Annotated in this window: 16 protein-coding genes and 1 pseudogene; 11 read left to right on the top strand and 6 right to left on the bottom strand. The window is 63.8% G+C overall.

Features of this window, described 5'->3' with window-relative positions; genetic code table 11:
- The first annotated feature begins 65 nt into the window (after positions 1–65).
- Together JYK05_RS16150 and JYK05_RS16145 are read left to right on the top strand one after the other, a co-directional pair.
- Positions 66–1,502, top strand: a complete 1,437-nt coding sequence (locus JYK05_RS16150) for an MFS transporter (protein WP_206469463.1) — start codon at positions 66–68, stop codon at positions 1,500–1,502.
- Between the two features lie 66 nt (positions 1,503–1,568).
- Entirely contained in the window at positions 1,569–1,736 is a 168-nt protein-coding gene (locus JYK05_RS16145; protein WP_206469462.1) for a hypothetical protein, read from the top strand.
- A 78-nt stretch (positions 1,737–1,814) separates the two neighbouring features.
- On the opposite strand, the gene JYK05_RS16140 is transcribed toward JYK05_RS16145, so the two are convergent.
- Together JYK05_RS16140 and JYK05_RS16135 are read right to left on the bottom strand one after the other, a co-directional pair.
- On the bottom strand, positions 1,815–2,087 hold the full coding sequence (locus JYK05_RS16140; protein WP_206469460.1) for a hypothetical protein: 273 nt from the start codon (positions 2,085–2,087) through the stop codon (positions 1,815–1,817).
- Positions 2,088–2,209: 122 nt separating this feature from the next.
- Positions 2,210–3,046 (bottom strand): helix-turn-helix domain-containing protein, encoded by an 837-nt coding sequence (locus tag JYK05_RS16135; protein WP_206469458.1) that lies wholly within the window; start codon positions 3,044–3,046, stop codon positions 2,210–2,212.
- Positions 3,047–3,281: 235 nt separating this feature from the next.
- Here JYK05_RS16135 and motA point away from each other — a divergent pair, with 235 nt between their 5' ends.
- Together motA and motB are read left to right on the top strand one after the other, a co-directional pair.
- Entirely contained in the window at positions 3,282–4,151 is an 870-nt protein-coding gene (gene motA / locus JYK05_RS16130) for a flagellar motor stator protein MotA (RefSeq protein WP_175941395.1), read from the top strand.
- Positions 4,152–4,184: 33 nt separating this feature from the next.
- Positions 4,185–5,168, top strand: a complete 984-nt coding sequence (gene motB / locus JYK05_RS16125) for a flagellar motor protein MotB (protein ID WP_206469456.1) — start codon at positions 4,185–4,187, stop codon at positions 5,166–5,168.
- A 29-nt stretch (positions 5,169–5,197) separates the two neighbouring features.
- Here the strand turns inward: motB and JYK05_RS16120 are convergent.
- Positions 5,198–6,524: pseudogene (locus JYK05_RS16120) on the bottom strand (Nramp family divalent metal transporter).
- Positions 6,525–6,793: 269 nt separating this feature from the next.
- Between JYK05_RS16120 and JYK05_RS16115 the strand changes: the two are divergent.
- From JYK05_RS16115 to JYK05_RS16085, 7 genes are all read left to right on the top strand, one after another.
- Positions 6,794–7,072 carry a DUF4148 domain-containing protein gene (locus JYK05_RS16115; RefSeq protein WP_206469454.1) on the top strand — a complete coding sequence of 93 codons (279 nt, stop codon included), beginning with the start codon at positions 6,794–6,796 and terminating at the stop codon, positions 7,070–7,072.
- 163 nt (positions 7,073–7,235) lie between these two features.
- The gene (locus tag JYK05_RS16110; RefSeq protein WP_206469452.1) at positions 7,236–7,499 is read left to right on the top strand and encodes a DUF4148 domain-containing protein; all 264 of its coding nucleotides are present in this window, start codon (positions 7,236–7,238) and stop codon (positions 7,497–7,499) included.
- A 229-nt stretch (positions 7,500–7,728) separates the two neighbouring features.
- On the top strand, positions 7,729–10,905 hold the full coding sequence (locus JYK05_RS16105; protein WP_206469450.1) for an efflux RND transporter permease subunit: 3,177 nt from the start codon (positions 7,729–7,731) through the stop codon (positions 10,903–10,905).
- A 24-nt stretch (positions 10,906–10,929) separates the two neighbouring features.
- Positions 10,930–12,204, top strand: a complete 1,275-nt coding sequence (locus JYK05_RS16100; protein WP_241269987.1) for an efflux RND transporter periplasmic adaptor subunit — start codon at positions 10,930–10,932, stop codon at positions 12,202–12,204.
- Positions 12,201–13,652, top strand: coding sequence for an efflux transporter outer membrane subunit (locus JYK05_RS16095; protein ID WP_206469448.1), 1,452 nt, complete (start codon positions 12,201–12,203; stop codon positions 13,650–13,652). The genes JYK05_RS16100 and JYK05_RS16095 overlap by 4 nt, the downstream gene beginning before the upstream one ends.
- Positions 13,653–13,699: 47 nt before the next feature.
- Complete coding sequence (locus JYK05_RS16090; protein WP_175941383.1) at positions 13,700–14,413, top strand: heavy metal response regulator transcription factor; 714 nt, start codon at positions 13,700–13,702, stop codon at positions 14,411–14,413.
- A complete protein-coding gene (locus JYK05_RS16085; protein ID WP_206469446.1) occupies positions 14,410–15,951 on the top strand; it encodes a heavy metal sensor histidine kinase in 1,542 nt (513 codons plus the stop codon). Before JYK05_RS16090 ends, JYK05_RS16085 begins: the two co-directional genes overlap by 4 nt.
- A gap of 13 nt (positions 15,952–15,964) precedes the next feature.
- Here JYK05_RS16085 and JYK05_RS16080 read toward each other — a convergent pair whose 3' ends face one another.
- The 3 genes from JYK05_RS16080 to nirD are packed head-to-tail and all read right to left on the bottom strand — an operon-like array spanning position 15,965 to position 20,312.
- On the bottom strand, positions 15,965–18,712 hold the full coding sequence (locus JYK05_RS16080; protein WP_206469444.1) for a nitrate reductase: 2,748 nt from the start codon (positions 18,710–18,712) through the stop codon (positions 15,965–15,967).
- Positions 18,709–19,971: an NAD(P)/FAD-dependent oxidoreductase gene (locus JYK05_RS16075; RefSeq protein WP_206469442.1), complete on the bottom strand. Its 1,263-nt coding sequence runs from the start codon at positions 19,969–19,971 to the stop codon at positions 18,709–18,711. Before JYK05_RS16075 ends, JYK05_RS16080 begins: the two co-directional genes overlap by 4 nt.
- Positions 19,968–20,312: a nitrite reductase small subunit NirD gene (gene nirD, locus JYK05_RS16070; protein ID WP_175941377.1), complete on the bottom strand. Its 345-nt coding sequence runs from the start codon at positions 20,310–20,312 to the stop codon at positions 19,968–19,970. Before nirD ends, JYK05_RS16075 begins: the two co-directional genes overlap by 4 nt.
- Between the last annotated feature and the right edge of the window lie 6 nt (positions 20,313–20,318).

Raw genomic sequence — 20,318 nt, 5'->3', positions numbered from 1 at the left:
GCCTCGGCGGTGCGCCATTTTCATTTCAGGCGAGGCCGAAACATCCCGAGCGCCACGCGCCTACGATGAACGGCATGAACTCGAACCTGTCTTCCCGCCAGTTGTGCGTCGTGGCCGCGACGAGCGTCGGCTTCGTCGTCTCGCAGCTCGATGTGTCGATCGTGAACGTCGCGCTCGCGAGCATCGCACATGATCTCGGCGCGAGCGTCGCGAGCCTGCAATGGACCGTGGACGCCTACGCGCTCGCATTCGCCGCGCTGATGCTTCTGGCCGGCTCGCTCGGCGACCGGCTCGGCGCGCGGCGGCTGTTCGTCGGTGGTCTCGCGGTCTTCGCGTTCGCTTCGCTCGCCTGCGCCTTTTCGCGCGATGCCGCGCAGTTGATCGCCGCCCGCGCGATCCAAGGCGTCGGCGCGGCAGCGATGCTGCCGAATTCGCTCGCGCTGCTGAACGCCGCGTGTGGGCATGATCGGCGCGTGCGGGCGCGCGCGGTCGGCTTATGGACGGCGGCGGGCGCGGTCTCTATCGCGGCAGGCCCGATTGTCGGTGGAGCGCTGATCGCAACGTTCGGCTGGCGCAGCATCTTCTGGGTCAATCTGCCGATCTGCGCGGCGGGCGTCGCGGCGACGCTCGCATGTGTGGACGAGTCGCCGTCGCACGGGCGCGGCGACGGCATCGACCTGAGCGGCCATGCGCTCGCCATCGTCGCGCTCACGGCGCTGGTCGGCGCGGTAATCGAAGCGCGGCCGCTCGGGCTGTCGCATCCGCTCGTGACCGGGGCATTCGCGATTGCGGTGACGGCGACGGCCGCGTTCATCGCAGTCGAGAGAAGAAGCCCCGCGCCGATGCTCCCGCTCGCGCTCTTCGGCGAGCGCACCTTCAGCGCCGCGGTGCTGTTCGGCATCGCCGTGAACTTCACCTACTATGGAAGCGTGTTCGTGCTGAGCCTGTATTTGCAACGCGTGCTCGGCCAGACGCCGTTGCAGACCGGCCTCGCGTTTTTGCCGCTCACGGGCGGCTTCCTGCTGTCGAATCTCGCGAGCGGTCCGGTGGTGGCGCGCTTCGGCTCGCGCGGCCCGATGATCGCAGGCGCCTTGCTCGACGCGGCGGGTTTCGCGTCGCTCGCATTTGTCGATGCCCACACGCCGACAGTCGCTCTGCTGCTTCCGTTTCTGCTGATTCCGTCGGGCATGGGCGTGGCCGTTCCCGCGATGACCACGGCGCTCCTCGGCACCGTCGGCCAGCGACGCGCGGGAACGGCCTCGGCCGTGCTGAACACCGCGCGGCAGGCTGCCGGCGCAATGGGCGTGGCCGCGTTCGGCGCGTTGGCGGGCCACGCGGGAGGCACGGCGGCATCGGCGCAAATCGTCGATGCGGTGCGCTGGTCGGCGGCTGCGTCGGTGGCGATGCTGGCGTGCGCGGCGCTCATCGCGCGTGGCGTGCGCGGCGGCACGGCGGCGGACGGCAATGAAGCCGCGAACCGGTTGCGACGCGCGGTGAAATAGCGCGTGGGCATCGGCGGGAACACAGGTTGCGAACCGGCTCAAGTCACTTCAAGGAGAACCCGCATCATGTCCAGCCAGCCACACGCCCCGGAAGAAACCGTCGAACCGGATCCGGACAAGTTGCTCGATCCGGATGCGGCGCCGAATCCCGACGATCCCGACATGCCGGACGGCCCCGATTCGGCGATGCCGCTCGTCCCGGCCGATCCAAAGAACGGCGAGCCGCGCATGTAGCGGCTCCTCCTTCGTGTCCGCATGACGAATGCCCGCGCGCCCTTCGGGGCTGCGCGGGCATTGTCGGATAGAAACACGCTAGAGGCTTGTCGTCTGAACCTCGCCGGTTTCCAGCGCGCGTTCGATCAACGCGTCCTGCTGCGCCTTGCGCACGGCGTCCGCGACGAACGTATCCGGCGCTTCCACTTCCGCCCTGATCGTGCCGATGATGCCATCGGCCTGGACGATGACGAGCGATTCCGCCGAGTCCGCCCGGCTGATGATGACGCGCTGCGGTCCGCCGCCTTCCGCGATGCTCGCGCAAAACTGCATGCGCTCGCCGCCGATCACGTGTTCGAATGTCTGAATCATGGCTGCCTTCTGCGTTGGTTGGACAAAAGCTGACGCAGGCACCGGCGCGCGCGTATGGCAGCGCGCGCCGCTCCCCTCCTGTTGATTGATTCGCGCGGCAGCAGCAGGTTCCACATCACCCGTCAGCGACGCTCGCCGTGCGCCCGATGGAGTATGCGCGCGGTGGCGTCGTCTGCGGGGAAAAAGGCTTCGATTGCGAGCTCGGAAAGCGTGATATCGACCGGCGTGCCGAACACCGTCGTCGTGCTGATGAGCGACAGCACGCCGAACTCCGTGCGCAAGCGCAGCGGCACGACGACAGAATCGGTTGCGCCGCGTTCGACGCGTCCCGCGTGCGGCGGCGCGGGATACGCTTCGAGTTCGTCGAGCAGCGCGGCGAGCGTCGGGTCGCCTGACACGTCTATCTGCCGATGCAGCCGCGCGAGCAGATGCGCGCGCCACTCGTGCCAGTTCTCGATCACGCTCGCGAGCCCGAGCGGATGCAGCGCGAGGCGCAGCACGTTGACCGGCGGCGCAAGCAACGACGCATCCGCCGACGCGACGAGCGGTTGCAGCGCGGCGTTGGCGGCAATCATCGTCCAGTGACGATCCACCGCGAGCGCGGGATACGGCTCGTGGCCCTTGAGCACGAGCTCGACTGCACGCCGCGCGGGTTCAAGATCGGGGTCCGCGAATGCCCGCTCCTTGTACAGCGGCGCATAGCCCGCTGCGAGAAAGAGCGCGTTGCGCTCGCGCAAAGGCACGTCCAGTTGCTCGGCGAGCCGGATCAACATATCGCGGCTCGGCACGGAGCGTCCGGATTCGATGAAGCTCAAGTGGCGCGTCGAAACGTCCGCTATACAGGCAAGCTCGAGCTGACTCATGCGCCTGCGTTGACGCCATTCGCGCAGCAACATGCCGACCGTGGCAGGCGTGATGCCCGGCGCGCGCGACTTCGCTTCTGTGAGTGTCGTGTCCATGCGCCGATGTTAGACGAAGCGCATGGCAGCAATCCATTACCTTGCGCGTAAAGCACGCGCGTAAGTTTTACCTTGGGCGAGGCCGCGTCGAAATGTTTGCGGGCGCCACCCTAAATGTCGGCGTGTACTGCGCCGTTAAAAAGCCCAGCATCATGCAGACAATGCATTGCGAGCCGTGCGTGTTTCGCTAACGAGCGCGCACGGCTCGCAACGCCCGGACATTTGCGGAGAAATCATGTTTGTCGTTATCGGATGGGTAGTCGTCATCGGCTCCGTGATCGGGAGCTTCATGGGGGTCGGCGGTCACCTGGCAGCCCTCGTTCAGCCTTTTGAATTGCTGTGTATTTTCGGCGCGGCCATCGGGGCTTTCGTCGTATCGAACCCCACGTCCACGCTCAAGAAAACCTTGCAGGCGCTGCCGAAGGTATTCAAAGGCGGCGGGTACACCAAAGAGAAATACCTGTCGCTGATCGCGTTGCTGTACGAACTCCTGCAAAAGGCCCGTAAGGAAGGAATGATGGCGCTCGAAGCAGACGTCGACGCGCCGGAGTCCAGCCCGGTCTTCCAGAAGTACGAACACGTGATGGCGGATCATCACCTGCTCGACTTCATCGTCGATTACCTGCGCATGATGTCGGCGGGCAACGTGAACGCGCTCGAATTGCAGGACCTGATGGACGAAGAACTGGAGACGCATCACACGGAAAGCGCGGTGGCCGCGAACGCCATTCAGAAGATGGCCGATGGCTTGCCGGCATTCGGCATCGTCGCCGCGGTGATGGGCGTGGTGCATACGATGGGCTCGGTGGGCGCCGCGCCCGCCGTGCTCGGCGAGATGATCGCGGGCGCGCTGGTCGGCACGTTCCTCGGCATCTTGCTCGCATACGGCTTCATCGGCCCGCTCGCGGACCTGCTCAACGCGAAGGGCGCGGCAGAAGCCAAGCCGTTCCAGTGCGTGAAGTCCGTGCTGCTCGCATCGATGAACGGCTACGCGCCGACGGTCGCTGTCGAATTCGGCCGCAAGGTGCTCTTCACGGCGGACCGTCCGAGCTTCAAGGAACTGGACGACGCCGTGCGCGCCACCAAGTCGCCGAAGTCGGCCTGACCCGCGCCTGCGTAGACACAAGGAGCATCGTTCATGGCTGAAAGACCGTCACGCGACCCGTTGCAATCCGTGCTCGCGCCCACTGTCGTCGTGCGTCGCAAGAAGAAGGGCGGCGGCCACGGCGGCCATCATGGCGGCGCGTGGAAGATCGCCTACGCGGACTTCGTGACCGCAATGATGGCGTTCTTCCTCTTAATGTGGCTGCTCGGCTCGACGTCGAAGTACGACAAGGAAGGCATCGAGCAATACTTCAATACGCCGCTCTCGGCGCTGTTCGGCAACGAAGGCGGCGCCTCCGCGCATACGAGCGTCGTCAACGGCGGCGGCAAGGATCTGTCGAGCTCGCGTCCCGGCGAAGCCAACAAGAGCCAGACGCAGCCCGTGCCGCCTTCGGTCGCGCGCGCGGCCGTCGCTGTCGACGACATGCAGCGTCTGCAACAGTTGAAGCAAAAGCTGACCGCGCTGATCGAGAACACGCCGGCATTGCGCGCGTTCAAGGATCAGATCCGCATTGCGATCACGAGCGAAGGCTTGCGCATCGAGATCGTCGATTCACTCAAGCGGCCGATGTTCGCATCGGGCAGCTCGAAGCTCGAAAGCTATGTGACGACGATTCTGTCGAACATCGGCGCATCGCTCAACGACGTGGACAATCGCGTGTCGATTGCAGGCCATACGGATGCCGTGCCCTACTCCGGCAATCAGAAAGGCTATTCGAACTGGGAACTGTCGAGCGAGCGCGCGAACGCGGCGCGGCGTGCGCTGGTCGCGGGCGGCATGAACGAAGGCAAGGTGCTGCAGGTGCGCGGTCTCTCCGACGTCCTGCCGCTCAACAAGGACGTCATCGACGAGCCGACGAACCGGCGTATCAGCATTCTCGTGCTGAACAAGGCGGCTGAACTCGCGTTCTTCCGCGATGGCGGACGCACGACGGTCGATCAGGCTCTCCCTGCCGACGCCGCGATTCCCGCTGCCGTCGCGGCGAAATCGAATACGCCGGTCGCTGTCGTCAAGTAAGCCGTAAGTGGTTCGCGTGAGCCTCGCGCTTACGCGAACCACTCCGTCGCGGTCTGCACGACGAGCCAGATGTTCGCGGCGCTGATCACGACGAAAAGCAACCACGCGATAACCTTCGTATGCGACGCGTTCGCGAAGCTGCCCATGAGCGCGCGATCGCTCGTCATGCGAATCAGCGGATACAGCGCGAACGGCAATTGCAGGCTCAGCACGACCTGGCTCGCGACGAGCAGCTTGCCGACCGCGCCGTTGCCGAGCATATAGACACCGATCAGCGCAGGCACGAGCGCGAGCGCCCGCGTGATGAAGCGGCGCTGATAACACGGAATCTTCAGGCGCAGAAAGCCTTCCATGATGACCTGCCCTGCAATGGTCCCCGTGAAGGTGGAGCTTTGCCCCGAAGCGAAGAGCGTCACCGCGAACAGAATCGCCGCAAGCCCGCTCCCGACGATGGGCGCGAGCAGCTTGTATGCGTCCTCGATCTCGGTCACTTGCGTGTGACCTGTCGCATGAAACGCGGAAGCCGCGAGAATCAGGATCGCGGCGTTGATCAGGAGCGCAAGCATCAATGACGCGATAGTGTCGAGCCGCGAAAGCCTGATCGATGAAGCAAGGTCTTTCGGCTCGCGAGTGACCACGCGTGTCTGCACGATGGACGAATGCAGATACAGGTTATGCGGCATCACGGTCGCGCCCAGAATGCCGATGGCGAGATAAAGCGGCTCGCGCTCGGACAGCACGTTGAACGACGGCACGAGTCCCGCCGCGACGGACGGCCAGTGCGGTTTGACGAGCGCCAACTCCACGATGTATCCCACGCCGATGGTCGCGATGAGCCCGAGCATGATCGCTTCGAGGTCGCGGAAGTTCTTTCAGCCCCAGCACGATCAGCGTATCGAATGCCGTGAGAATCACGCCCCACATCAGCGAACAGCCGAAGAGCAGATGAAACGCGAGCGCGCCGCCGAGCACTTCGGCGAGATCGCACGCGATAATCGACAACTCCGCGAGCATCCATTGCGCATTGGCGACAGGCTTCGCGTAGCGCTCGCGCGATAACTGCGCGAGATCGCGACCGGTGACGATGCCGAGGCGCATCGACAGGCATTGCAGCACCATCGCCGCGATGCTCGACAACACGACGACGAACAGCAGGCTATAGCCGTAGCGCGAGCCTGCTTCGATGTCGGTTGCCCAATTGCCCGGGTCCATGTAGCCGATCGAGATCAGCAGCCCTGGCCCCGCGAATTGCAACAGCTTCTTCCAGAGCGGCGTGCCCGGCGCAACGATGACGGAGCCTTTGACTTCGGACGGGCAGAACGGAGCGGTAGCGGTAGTCGGCAGCTTGAACGGCAATTGATCGTATCCGGTTGGATGAAAAGGCGAGGCGTCGAGCGCTTCGCCGGATGGGCGGGCCTCGCGCGCAGGCGAGTCTATCACTGGCCGCGCCATCTTTCAGGCAGCCGACACCCGCGCGCCGCTGACGAAAACGCCATGTGCTCGCCAGCATCTCGCCACGGTACGACGAATAGAATTCAGCCGTGTCGAAAGCGGTCTTCTCTGCTTTCGCTCCTCATTCCCGACCGCATGCCGCGATCGCTTTTCACCCGTAACAGGAGTTCGCCATGAAACTCGTCATGCGTATCGTCGCCGCCGCGCTCATCGCCTCGCCCGTCGCCGCGATGGCCCAGCAAGGCCTCACGCGCGATCAGGTCAAGCAGGACCTTCAGCAACTGGAGCAGGCCGGCTATCGGCCGGCGGCACGCGAGGCGTTCTATCCCAATGACATCGAGGCCGCGGAAGCGCGCGTGCATGGAGGCACGGCGTATGGCGCATCGCCGGAAGGCACGTCGGCCTCGGGCGGTGCGTTGTCGAATACGCCTTCGCAGCAGATGCCGCAATAGTCCGCGCATTCGTTCACTGCATTGCCTCGCAGCGTTCGATAAAACCGCCGCAAACAGGCGAAATCTTGCTAACGCTCGTGCTTACAATGGACCGGTCCGCGGCGGCTCTGCCGTGGACGCGCATTGGATTGCGTCCGTCCATCATCTGCATGAGGAGTTCGCCATGAAGCCAGTCACGCGCATTGCCATCGTTGTGTTCGCACTCTCGCCGCTTGCCGCCGCCGCGCAGTCGAGCAGTCTGACGCGGCAGCAAGTCCGCGACGACCTGATCCGAGCCGAGCGGGCCGGATACTTTCCGGGCGTCGACGACCAACGATATCCCGGCAGCTTCCTCGACCGACGCGAGGGCATCTATACCGGCGCAAGCGTGTATCGCTCCGCGACTCCGCAATCCTCATCCAACGACACCAACGTCAACGTGAACTGATGCCCTCATGGAGCGACCGCCTCGCGCGGTTGCTCCGCTATCAAAAACGTCCGAACGTTCGCGCGTAATGAATCGAATATGACGACAGCGCCATTTTCGCGTCATTATCTCGTTGGTGCCCACGCACTACCATAGCGGCACTGAACGCAAAGCGATCGCCTCTTCATGAAACGCCGCGCGCTGACAAGCACGACCCCGGCGCCCTTCTCCCGCACTCTCTAACGACTCAATGTGGATCGTCAACGTTGCGCTGAAGCGCCCCTATACGTTCATCGTCATGGCCATCATGATCGTGCTGGCCACGCCGTTCGCCCTCTTGACGACGCCGGTAGACGTGCTGCCCGAGATCGACATTCCCGTGGTCAGCATCATCTGGACGTACACGGGCTTGTCCTCGCAGGACATCGCCAATCGCATCACGTCCGTCAACGAGCGCAGTCTCACGACGACGGTCAATAACATCGAGCACATCGAGTCGCAATCGCTTCCGGGCATCGCCATCATCAAGCTGTTCCTGCAGCCGACCGCCAACATTCAGACGGCGATTGCGCAGACGGTCGCCGTCGAACAGGCGCAGCTCAAGCAGATGCCGCCGGGCGCGACGCCGCCGCTCGTCATCAGTTATTCGGCGTCGAGTATTCCGGTGATCCAGCTCGGCCTGTCGAGTCCCAAGCAGTCGGAGCAGGAACTGAACGACACCGCCCTCAACTTTCTGCGCCCGCAACTGGTGACCATTCCGGGCGCGGCCGTGCCGTATCCGTATGGCGGCAAGACGCGCCTGATTTCGGTGGACCTCAACACCCGCGCGCTTCTCGCCAAGGGCCTCACGCCGATAGACGTGGTGAGCGCCGTCAACGCGCAAAACCTGATTCTTCCGACCGGAACCGCGAAGATCGGCTCCAAGGAATACACGATCAACATGAACGGCTCGCCGACGACGGTTGCGGGCCTGAACGACATTCCGGTGCGCACGGTGAACGGCGCCACCACGTACTTGCGCGAAGTGGCGCACGTGCGCGACGGCTCCTCGCCGCAGACAAATATCGTGCGGCAGGACGGGCGACGCGGCGTGCTCATCTCCGTGCTGAAGAACGGCAATGCATCGACGCTCGCCATCGTCAATACGTTGCATAGCCTGTTGCCACAAGCGCGCGCCGCGCTGCCGCAAGATCTCAAGATCACGGCACTGTTCGACCAGTCCGTCTTCGTCAAGGCCGCCGTCGAAGGCGTGGTACGCGAAGCGCTGATTGCCGCCGCGCTGACCGCCGCGATGATCCTGCTCTTTCTCGGCAACTGGCGCAGCACGTGCATCATCGCTGTCTCGATTCCGTTGTCGATTCTTTCTTCGCTGCTCGCATTGCATGCGCTCGGGCAGACCATAAACATCATGACGCTCGGCGGCCTGGCGCTTGCTGTCGGCATTCTGGTCGACGACGCGACCGTGACGATCGAGAACATCGAGCGTCATCTGCACATGGGCACGGCCCTGCACGAAGCGATTCTCGAAGGCGCGGGCGAAATCGCCGTGCCTGCGCTCGTTTCCACGCTATGCATCTGCATCGTGTTCGTGCCGATGTTCTTCTTGACCGGCGTCGCTCGCTACCTGTTCGTGCCGCTCGCGGAAGCCGTCGTCTTCGCGATGCTCGCGTCGTATGTCCTCTCGCGCACACTCGTGCCGACGCTCGCGATGCTTTTGATGGGCCACGCGCACGCAGCGGATGCGAAGGCCCGGCCAAATCTTTTCATGCGGCTGCATCGCCGGTTCGATCATGGCTTCGAACGCATGCGCGCCGCCTACATCGTCATTCTGAGCAGCCTGCTCGTGCGGCGACGCGCGTTCGGCTCGTTATTTCTGGGGTTCTGTCTGTTGTCGGCAGGACTGGTATTCGTGCTCGGCGAAGACTTTTTCCCGAGCGTGGATGCCGGCGATATCCGCATGCACATGCGCGCCCCGACCGGCACGCGCATCGAGGAAACGGCGCGTCTTGCGGACGAAGTGGAGAAAGTCGTGCGCAAGGTCGTGCCGCAGGACGAACTCGCCACCATTCTCGACAACCTCGGCCTGCCGTATAGCGGCATCAACTTGTCGTATAGCAACGCGGGCACGATCGGCACGCTGGATGGCGAGATACAGGTCGCGCTCAAGCCCGATCATGCGCCGACTCAAACCTACATCGACCAGTTGCGCTCCCTGCTGCCGCGCCTTTTTCCCGGCGTCGAATTCTTCTTTCAGCCAGCGGATATCGTCACGCAGATTCTGAACTTCGGTCTGCCCGCGGCCATCGACGTGCAGATTCAAGGGCAAAACCAGCAAGGCAATTTTCAGGTGGCCAGCAACCTGATGAAGCAGATACGCATGATCCCCGGCAACGTGGATACGCATATCCAGCAAAAGCTCGACCAACCCACGCTCAATCTCGTGATGGACCGTACGCGTTTGCAGCAGCTCAATCTGTCTGCGAGCAATGTCGCGCAGAACGTGCTCATTTCGCTGTCGGGCAGTTCGCAGACGTCGCCGGGCTTCTGGTTCAATCCGCGCAACGGCGTCGAATACAACATGGCGGTGCAGACGCCGCAGTATCAGATATCGTCGGTCGATGAACTGATGCGCACGCCCGTCTCCGCGCCCGGCACGGGGCCGACGCAATTGCTCGGCAATCTCGTGCGCCTCTCGCCGCAGAGTCAGTTCGCGGTCGTGTCGCACTACAACATCCGCCCTGTCATCGATATCTTCGTGAGCGTGGAAGGACGCGATCTCGGCAGCGTCGCGCGTCGCGTGAACGAGCTCGTCGATCAGGCGCGCGGCACGCTGCCACGCGGAAGCCAGATCGCCGTGCGCGGACAGGTGGAGACCATGCGCACATCGTTCTTCGGCCTGGGCGTCGGCGTCGCGATGGCGATCGTGCTCGTGTATCTGCTGATCGTCGTGAACTTTCAGTCATGGATCGATCCGCTCATCATCGTGAGCGCATTGCCTGCCGCGCTTGCAGGCATCATCTGGATGCTCTTTCTCACCGGCACGCATCTGTCCGTTCCGGCGCTGACCGGCGCAATCATGACGATGGGCGTCGCCACCGCCAACAGCATCCTGATGGTGTCCTTCGCAAGGCAACGCCTCGCGGCGGGCGCGCCGCCGCTCACGGCCGCGCTCGAAGCCGGCGCGAGCCGCATTCGCCCCGTGTTGATGACGGCCTTCGCGATGATCATCGGCATGATTCCGATGGCGCTCGGCCTCGGCGAAGGCGCGGAGCAGAACGCGCCGCTCGGCCGCGCGGTGATCGGCGGCCTGCTCTTCGCAACGGTATCGACGCTCTTCTTCGTGCCGCTCGTGTTCGCCGGCATTCACGCGCGGCTCGCACGCCGCGCGCGGCGCAAAGACGAAGCGCAGCATCACGATCAACATTGAACCGCATCACGCCCGAAGCCGAACATGACTGAAAAGAACCACGCATCGCTGGCCATTCCCGCTCGCGATCCCGACGAAGGCCCGGCGTTGCCGCCGCGCAACCTCGAATGGAAGCGCGCGAAGATTGCAATCGTGATCGTGCTCGCGCTGCTTGCGATAGGCGCCGCGCGCACGGTCGTGAGCGACCTCATGCATAGCCGTTCGGTCGCCACGCGCACGCAGCAGAACGCGCAGCAATACGTCAACGTGGCGTCGCCGACACAGACAGACGGCAGCGGCGAAACCACGCTGCCGGGCACGTTGCGCGGCTTCGTCGAGTCGCCGATCTACGCGCGCGCAACCGGTTATCTGCTGCACTGGTACGTCGATATCGGCGCGCGCGTGAAGCAGGGACAATTGCTCGCCGATCTCGACACGCCCGAGATCGATCAGGAACTCGCGCAGGCCGTCGCGCAACGCGACCAGACCGCATCGAGTCTCGGGCTCGCGAAGACATCGCTCGAACGGTGGAAGCAATTGCGCCAACGCGATGCCGTTTCCCAGCAGGAACTGGATGAACGCCAGAGCACCTATAACCAGGATGTCGCCAACCTCGCGGCAGCCGATGCCAACGTGAAGCGCCTGCGCCAGCTCGAATCGTTCAAGCGTATCGTCGCGCCGTTCGCCGGCGTCGTCACGCAGCGCAATGTCGATGTCGGCGATCTCATCGATGCAGGCAGTGGCGCGAGTCGTGCGCTCTTCGCGCTCGCGCAGTCCGATCCGTTGCGCGTGTATGTGCAACTGCCGCAGGCCTACGCGCAGAACGTGTCGGTCGGGCAGCAGGTGGTCGTCACGCAAGCCGAGCTCCCCGGGCAACAGTTCCACGGCAAGATCACGCATATCTCCGGCGCGATCGACGTGCCCACGCGTTCGCTGCAAATCGAAGTGACGCTGCCCAATGCCGATGGACGTCTGCGCCCCGGTGCGTATGTGCAGGTCGCGGTGCCGTCCGTCGCGCACGCGCGTCTGATCGTTCCCGGCAATGCGTTGCTGTTTCGCTCGGAAGGTCCGCGCCTGGCCGTCGTCGATTCGAGCGGACACGTGCATCTGCACAAGATCGTCATCGCGCAGGACCTCGGGCAGACGCTGGAAATCGAGAGCGGCATCGAAGCGAACGACAAGATCATCATCAACCCGAGCGACTCGGTGGCGGACGGCGATCATGTCGTGATCGCGCCGCAACAAGGCCAGCAGCACGAGCAGCAGCAACAACCGCAGCAAACCGAGCAGCAGGCGAGCGACAAGAAGGCCGCATCATGAGACGCATCGCCTCTATCGCGTTGCTGTCGATGCTCGCCGCCTGCACGGTCGGCCCCGACTATCAGCGCCCGCTTGCAGAGACGCCGCCGACATGGAAGACGGACTCGTACTGGCGCGTGGGCGAGCCCTCGCACGCGCCGCTTGCTCTCGACTGGTGGCGCGGCTTCAATGACGACATTCTCGACGGACTCGAAACGCAGGCGCTCGCGCAGAACCAGACGCTCGCCGCCGCGAGCGCGCATTACGAGCAGGCTCGCGCGACACTTGCGCAAACGTCATCGCTCGCGCTGCCCGAAGTGGATCTCGGCGCACAAGCGGCACGCACGCGCACCTCGCGCAATCGCCCGGTGAACAACTACAGCACGCCGAGCATGTCGACCGTGCAGAACGATATCAAGCTCGCGCCCACGGTCGATTACGACCTCGATCTCTTCGGCCGCATTCGCCGCGAAGTGGAAAGCGCGCAGGCATCGGAAGACCAGACGCGCGATGACCTCGCCAACGCGCGTCTAATCTTGACCACCGATCTCGCGAGCGCTTACTTCTCGATGCGCGAACTCGATGCGGAAATCGACGTGCTCAATCGCTCGGTGCAGTTGCAGGAGAAGGCGCTCGACTACGTGAACACACAGCACAGTCTCGGCGCGGTATCCGGCCTCGATGTGTTGCAACAGCAATCGCAACTCGATTCGACGCGTGTGCAAGCGCAACTGCTGCTCAATCAGCGCGCGCAATACGAGCATGCGATCGCCGCGCTGGTCGGCACGCCCGCGCCACAGTTCTCGATTGCCTCGAAGGTCGATGAAGGCCCGATTCCGCCGATACCGCTCGGCGTGCCGAGCGACGTGCTGCAACGCAGACCCGATGTCGCGTCCGCGGAACGCGCGATGGCCGCCGCCAACGCGCAGATCGGCGTCGCGAAGGCCGCGTTCTTTCCGAGCCTCACGTTGCACGGCTCCATCGGCTGGGAAAGCACCGCGCTCACGAGCCTGATCTCTGCGCCGAGTCTCTTGTGGACCATCGGCACGATGGCGAGCCAGGTCGTGTTCGATGGCGGCCGTCGCTCGGCGGCGGTCGCATTCGCGAGCGAGGGGTATCGCGCAACCGAAGCGAACTATCGTCAGACCGTGTTGAACGCGTTCCAGCAAGTACAGGATGGCATCGTCGGGCTCTCCGTGCTGGATGGCGCAGCGAAGCAGTCTCATGCCGCCGTGATGGATGCGCAGCGTCTGCTCTCGCTTGCGAATGACCGCTATTCCGGCGGCCTCGTCGCCTATCTCGATGTCATCACGGCGCAGCAGCAGTTGCTCACGAGCGAGCGGCAGGACGTGCAGATTCGCGGCCAGCAGCATACGGTATCGGTCTCACTCGTGAAGGCATTGGGCGGCGGATGGGATGTGAGCGAGCCGGCGCAGACGCAAGATGTCGCCGATGCGCGGGCCAAGTGAGAACAGCCGCGACACAATAAGCACACACTGAACACACAGGTGCAGGCATGAAAGTCCTGATAGTGGAAGACGAACACAAGGTGGTCGATTACCTGCGTTCCGGCCTGACCGAGCAAGGATGGGTCGTCGATGTCGCGATGGATGGCGAAGAAGGCACGCATCTCGCCGTCGAATACGACTACGACGTGATCGTGCTCGACGTGATGCTGCCGCGGCGCGACGGCTTCGCCGTGCTCAAGGCGTTGCGCATGCAGAAGTCGACGCCGGTCATCATGCTCACCGCACGCGATCACATCAATGACCGCGTGCGCGGACTGCGCGAAGGCGCAGACGACTACCTCACGAAGCCGTTCTCTTTTCTGGAACTCGTCGAGCGGCTGCATGCGCTTGCGCGGCGCACGCGCGCGCAGGAATCCACGCTGATTTCGGTCGGAGATCTTTACGTCGATCTGATCGGACGACGCGCGACCCGCGACGGCGTGCGCCTTGATCTGACCGCGAAGGAGTTTCAGCTTTTGAGCGTGCTCGCGCGTCGTCACGGCGATATCCTGTCGAAGACGGCGATCACCGAGCTCGTATGGGAAGTGGATTTCGAAAGCCATACGAACGTGGTCGAGACCGCGATCAAACGCTTGCGCGCGAAACTCGACGGACCGTTTCGCACGAAGCTGCTGCATACGGTGCGCGGCATGGGCTATGTGCTCGAAGTGCGCGAGCCGCGCGATGCACGTGACACGAGGGAAGACGCGAGGCCATCATGAACGTTCCGTGGGCAGCATCGCACGAGGGATCGAACGCACAGAATCTGCCGCGTTCGCAGCGTTCAATCGCGCGGCGGCTCGCGGTCATGTTCGCGCTCGTCGCGCTGTTCGTATTCTCGCTCGTGGGCTCGGGGCTATTTCTCGTGCTTCGCGTGCAGCTCGAACAGCACTTGCGCGATTCGCTCGATAACCGCGCCGAGATTGCGCGGCTCATCGTCACCCATGTGTCCAACGCGGACAAGTGGAAGATCGCGAAAGAGAAGCTCGCGGATATCACGCCGCGCGATGGCTCCACGCTTTTCGCAGTGACGAGCAACGACGCGCGCTTCAGCTACGGCACGCCGCCTGCGGGGCACGTCACGAAGCGCGTGCTCGGCGGCTATGCGCGCTTCAAGCCCGAAGGCCGCGCGTACGACATGCTGATGACCACGCTCACGATCCCGCCCAACGCCGACCGTCCGCCGCTACAGCTTTTCGTCGCGGTGGATTGCTCGCCGAACGTGCGGACCATGCGCGTATTCGGTGTGGCGCTCGCCGCACTGACGGCGCTCGCGACGGTCGCTGTATTGCTGCTGAGTTACTCGGTCGCGCGGCTCGGGCTGGCGCCGCTCACGCGGCTCACACGCGATGCACAGAGCGTGAGCCCGAACAATCGCTCGCAACGCCTGAACACGCGCTCGTTGCCGCTCGAACTGGAAGACCTCGCGAAGTCGTTCAACGGCGCGCTTGAACGGCTCGATCATGCATACGGTCGTCTCGAAGCATTCAACGCCGATGTCGCGCACGAATTGCGCACGCCTGTCACCATTCTCATCGGTCAGACCGAAGTAGCATTGACGCGGGATCGTCCGATAGAAGAACTGCGTCATACGTTGCAGTCGAATCTGGAAGAATTCGAGCGCGTGCGCGCGATCATCAACGACATGCTGTTCCTCGCGCGCGCCGATCAGGGCGAACGCGCGACGGGCCTCGTGGAAGTGTCGCTTGCCGCGGAAGTGCAACGCACGCTGGACTTCCTCGAGATTCCGCTCGAAGAAGCGCACGTGCGCGCGGTATCGAGCGGAGATGCGCGGGCTTTCGTGAACACATCGCTATTCGGACGCGCGTTGTCGAATCTCGTGATGAACGCGATTCAGCATTGCGCGCCGGGCGCGACCATATCGGTGTCGATCAAGCGCGAGCAGACACGCGTGAGCATAGCCGTCGCCAATCCCGGCGAGCCGATTGCGCCGCACATCATGGAACATTTGTTCGACCGCTTCTATCGCGCGGAGAGTTCGCGAACGAATAGCCGCGAAAATCACGGGCTCGGGCTTGCCATCGTGAAAGCGGTCGCGGAGATGCATCGCGGCACGGTGTCGGCCACGAGCGAGAACGGCATCAATACATTCGCGTTCTCCGTCGCGCGCTTCGGCAACGACGAACGGCCGATGCAAGATCTACGCATGCACGGCACCGCGCATGCCCTCGCGAAGAACGGCGCGCCGCAGTCATCGCACACGCGCGAAGGCAAGATCGGCGTGCGGCCCGCCGGATAGTCGAGGCAAGCGGTCAACCGACGCTCAGTTGTGCCATCTCTGTCTCCACGATGAGCTTCTTCAACTCCGGCACGCACGACCCGCAATTGCCGCCCGCCTTCACGCAGGCGGTGACTTGCGCCGCTGTTTTCAGCCCTTTCTCGCGGATCGCGTTGCAGATCGTTTTGCGGCCCACGCCGAAGCACGAGCACACCGTCGGTCCCGTATCCTCGCCCTTGCCGATGGCTTGACCGAGCAAGAGGCTCGCGCGGTCTTCATCGCTCAGACGCTCCTTATCGAAGAGACTCGCGAGCCATGCGCGCGCCGGCAGGTCCGGGCGCTCGCTGATGAACACGCAACTCTCGATGCGATCGTTCACCACATGCGCCGCGCGATACACGCCCGCGCTCTTGTCTTCATACTCGATCCAGTCGGCGTGCGGATCGTCGACGCCGAGAAACGCGCGCGCCCAGTCGTGATGATTGTCATGCGACGCATCGAAGCGATTGCGTCCTGCGAGTTCATAACGCATGAAACGGTCGCCATGAACGCGCGTCCAGTGCGTGACCGAATCGAGCACCGGCGTGCTGCGCGAAAGCGAGAAACCGTGCCACGTCACATGGAATTTCTCGACGGCCACGGGCGTATGCTTGAACTCGGGCTCGCCCGACACCGGATCGACAACGGGATTCACTACTGCGCCCACGCGCGCATCCGATGCTACTTGGTCGTTCCAGTGAATCGGCACGAAGACGCTGCCGCGCTGCATGCCGCCGCTGTGTTGCACGCGAGCGATCATCGAACCCCAGCGGCTCGTGATCCGCGCCAGTTCGCCTTCACGCACGCCGCATGCGAGCGCGTCTTGCGGATGCATGTCGAGGAACGACTCGCTGATATGTCCTGCGAGCTTTGCTGAACGACCCGTACGCGTCATCGTGTGCCACTGGTCGCGCACGCGTCCGGTATTGAGCACGAACGGATATTCGCTGTCAGCCGCATTGACGGGCGCGCGCGGCGGCGTTGCGATGAAACGCGCGCGGCCGTCCGCATGACTGAACCGGCCCGTTTCGAATAAGCGCGTGCTGCTGGCGGCTTTCGTGGCAGGAAGCGGCCATTGCACCGGCTCCAGTGCATCGAACTGCTCGCGTGTCAGATCGCTCAGCCCGCCAATATCGAATGCGCGATACACGCCGCTTCCCGCATCGTTGCGATACGAGGAAAGACGCGCGTGCTCATCGAAAATCTCGTGCGGCGCGTCGAAGTCGAAACCATCGAAGCCCATGCGCCGCGCGACATCGCAGATGATGCGCCAGTCGGCACGCGCTTGTCCCGGCGCGGGCAGAAACGCGCGTTGACGCGAGATGCGCCGTTCCGAGTTGGTCACCGTTCCTTCCTTCTCGCCCCATCCGAGCGCGGGCAACAGCACATGCGCGAAGGCATTGGTGTCCGTCTTCTCGATGATGTCCGATACGACGACCAGTTCGCACTTGTCGAGCGCCCGCTTGACGCGATCGCCGTCGGGCAGACTCACCACCGGATTCGTGCCCATGATCCACACTGCCTTCACGCGGCCCGTTTCGATGGCGTCAAACAGTTCGACGGCTTTCAGACCCAAGCGCGCAGCCATGCGTGGCGAAGACCAGAACGTCTGCACCGTGTCGCGGTGCATCGCGTTATCCAGTTCGAGATGCGCGGCGAGGGTGTTGGCGAGGCCGCCGACTTCGCGGCCGCCCATCGCATTGGGCTGGCCCGTGAACGAGAAAGGTCCCATGCCCGGCTTGCCGATGCGCCCCGTCGCCAGATGACAGTTGATGATGCTGTTGACCTTGTCCGTTCCCGCGCTCGATTGATTGACGCCTTGCGAATAGACCGTGACGACACGCTCGGTGCGCGTGAAGAGTCGATAGAACGCGAGCAGGTCGTGCGCATCCGCCTTGCAGTCGCGCGCCACTTGTTCGATGTCCGCGGCTCCCGCTGCCGAAAGCGCCGCGTCGTAGCCATCGGTATGAGCGTCGACGAACGCGGCATCCGTTGCGCCATGCGCCGCGAGAAACGCCAACAGTCCGTTGAAAAGCCGGACGTCGCTGCCGGGTTTCAATGGGAGATGCAGGTCCGCCATCTCGCACGTCGCGGTGTAGCGCGGATCGATCACGACGATCTTCACGTCCGGCCGCGCTTCCTTCACCTTCATCATGCGCTGAAAAAGGATCGGATGGCACCACGCCGTGTTCGATCCGACGAGCACGATCAGGTCCGCGAGTTCGAGGTCTTCGTAGTTCATCGGCACCAGGTCTTCGCCGAATGCGCGCTTGTGCCCCGCCACCGACGACGACATGCAGAGCCGCGAATTCGTATCGATGTTCGCGCTGCCGATATAGCCCTTCATGAGCTTGTTCGCGACGTAGTAGTCCTCGGTCAGCAGTTGCCCGGACACATAGAACGCGACGGCATCGGCCCCGTGTTCGGCGATAATCCGCGCAAAGCCGCTCGCCACCGTGCCGATCGCATCGTCCCACGACACGTCGCTGAGCTCGCCCGTCGCCTTGTCGCGCAGCTTTGGATGCAGCAGCCGCCCTTCGAGGCCGACCGTATCGCCGAGCGCCGAGCCTTTCACGCATAGACGGCCGAAGTTCGACGGATGCGCTTCGTCGCCTGCAATCGCAACGTCGACCGGCGTGCGCCGTGTCGCGACGACGCCGCATCCCACGCCGCAATAAGGGCATGTCGTGCGTACGCCGACCGGATCGGCGCGCGTGATGGGAATGATGTCGATGCTACTCATGCGGCCCCTTCGCAAAGTGTCTTGCCGAACAACAATCGGTCGCGATAGCGCGAAACATCCGTGCCGCTCTGAATCAGATCGAAGTACCAGCCGCCGTCCTTCACGTCGCCATACAGGACCGTGCCGATGACGCGGCCCGCTTGCAGCACGAGTCGCTTGTACACGCCGCGGCGCGGGTCGCGCAGCACGAGATCTTCGCTGCCTTCGCCACCGATTAGATCGCCTGCGGAATACAGGTCTACGCCGGTCACTTTCAGCTTCGTCGCGGTTGCACGCTGCACGTAACGCCGATGCCCCGCGCCTGCGAGATGCGCGCCGGCCACGCGCGCCTGATCCCAGATCGGCGCGACCAGACCGAACGTGGCCGAGCGATGCTGCACGCATTCGCCGACCGCATACACGCGCGGATCGAACGTTTGCAGCGTATCGTCCACGACGATCGCGCGATCGCAGTGCAGACCCGAAGCCTTCGCCAGCGCGATATTCGGGCGCACGCCGGCGGTCATCACGACGAGGTCAGCCTCGATCTCCGTGCCGTCGGCAAAACGCACGGCACGCACGCGTTCCTCGCCGACGATCTCGGTGGTTTGCGCGGCCATCGCAAAGCACAGGCCCTTTGCTTCGAGCGAACGCTTGAGCAACGCGGACGCACTCGCGTCGAGTTGCCGATCCATCAGGCTATCGCTCGCATGCACGACGGTCACGGACATGCCCTGCCGCTGCAACCCGTTCGCCGCTTCGAGTCCGAGCAGTCCGCCACCGATGACAACGGCACGCCGATGATGACGCGCGGCCTCGCGCATTGTTTCGACATCCTGAATGTCTCGAAACGCGATGACGCCTTCAAGATCGCGCCCCGGCACGGGAATCACGAACGGCGTCGATCCGGTCGCGATCAGCAAGCGGTCGTATCGGGCCTCGCGTCCCTTCTCGGAGCGTACGATACGGCGCGCACGATCGATTTCGACGACCGCATCGCCCGCATGCAGCGTGATGCCATTCGCGTCGTACCATTCGCGCGTGTTGATGACGATGTCGTCGATGCTCTTTTCACCGGCGAGCACCGGCGAAAGCATGATGCGGTTGTAGTTGCCGTGAGGTTCGGCACCGAACACGGTGATGTCGTACAGCTCGGGCGCGATCTTCAGCAACTCTTCGACGGTGCGCATGCCGGCCATGCCGTTGCCGACCACCACGAGCTTTTGCCTCTCGGCGCGAGCCGCGCCTGCCGCAGCCGCAACCGCATATTCGGTTCTCATGCCGCGATCCAGACTTTGCCGCCCGCGACGCGCGCGCGATACGCATTGACCGAACGCTCCGGCGCTTCGAGGCATTCGCCCGTGCGCAGATCGAAGTGCTGTTTGTAGAGCGGCGACGCCACGACAATGCGTTCGCCGAGACTGCCGACGATGCCGCGCGAGAGCACGGCGGCCTGCGAGTGCGGGTCGACGTTATCGATGGCATACACCGTGTTCGAATCCGCCGCGACGTGAAACACGGCGACCTGCGCGCCGTTGACGAGCGCGCAGACGCCCGTGTCGGGCACGATATCGTCCAGTTCGCAAACGGCGGTCCAGTCCGGTTCGATACGGTCGTTCATGGTGTG

This window comes from Caballeronia sp. M1242 (assembly GCF_017220215.1).
Lineage (GTDB): Bacteria > Pseudomonadota > Gammaproteobacteria > Burkholderiales > Burkholderiaceae > Caballeronia.
This window is presented reverse-complemented; position numbering and strand designations above follow the sequence as displayed.